The organism is Paenisporosarcina sp. P4_D4 (genome assembly GCF_056401835.1).
Genome location: NZ_JBFUIO010000413.1, coordinates 1 through 626 on the forward strand (window position 1 = coordinate 1; position 626 = coordinate 626).

Genomic DNA, 626 nt, shown 5'->3' on the forward strand with positions numbered 1-626 from the left:
GGGGATAAGTGCTGAAAGCATCTAAGCATGAAGCCCCCCTCAAGATGAGATTTCCCATTACGCAAGTAAGTAAGATCCCTCAAAGACGATGAGGTAGATAGGTTCGAGGTGGAAGCGCGGTGACGTGTGCAGCTGACGAATACTAATCGATCGAGGACTTAACCAAAATGAATTTGAATGGTTTTCAATGACCCGTTTATCCAGTTTTGAGTGAACAAGAATAGTTTTTTATTTTAAAAAACRCTTGTAAATCTCRTSAGACTTGTTATAATAAATCTTGTCTTAAAAAAWGAATACCCAGTCCAGTGATAATGGCAAAGAGGTCACACCCGTTCCCATACCGAACACGGAAGTTAAGCTCTTTAGCGCCGATGGTAGTTGGGGGTTTCCCCCTGTGAGAGTAGGWCRTCGCTRGGCGATTTATTTCGGAGGATTAGCTCAGCTGGGAGAGCATCTGCCTTACAAGCAGAGGGTCGGCGGTTCGAGCCCGTCATCCTCCACCATTTTTCTTTTTAACACCGTGCCGGTGTAGCTCAGTTGGTAGAGCAACTGACTTGTAATCAGTAGGTCGAGGGTTCGACTCCTTTCGCCGGCACCATTGTTAGAGCCATTAGCTCAGTTGGTAG

General features: G+C 45.9%; 2 tRNA genes and 2 rRNA genes. All 4 read left to right on the forward strand.

What is annotated here, in order from left to right:
- A 23S ribosomal RNA gene (locus AC1DSL_RS19185) occupies positions 1–166 on the forward strand; the annotation flags it as partial.
- Between the two features lie 135 nt (positions 167–301).
- A 5S ribosomal RNA gene (gene rrf, locus AC1DSL_RS19190) occupies positions 302–417 on the forward strand.
- A 10-nt stretch (positions 418–427) separates the two neighbouring features.
- A tRNA-Val gene (locus AC1DSL_RS19195) sits at positions 428–503 on the forward strand.
- A gap of 19 nt (positions 504–522) precedes the next feature.
- A tRNA-Thr gene (locus AC1DSL_RS19200) sits at positions 523–598 on the forward strand.
- Positions 599–626 lie beyond the last annotated feature (28 nt).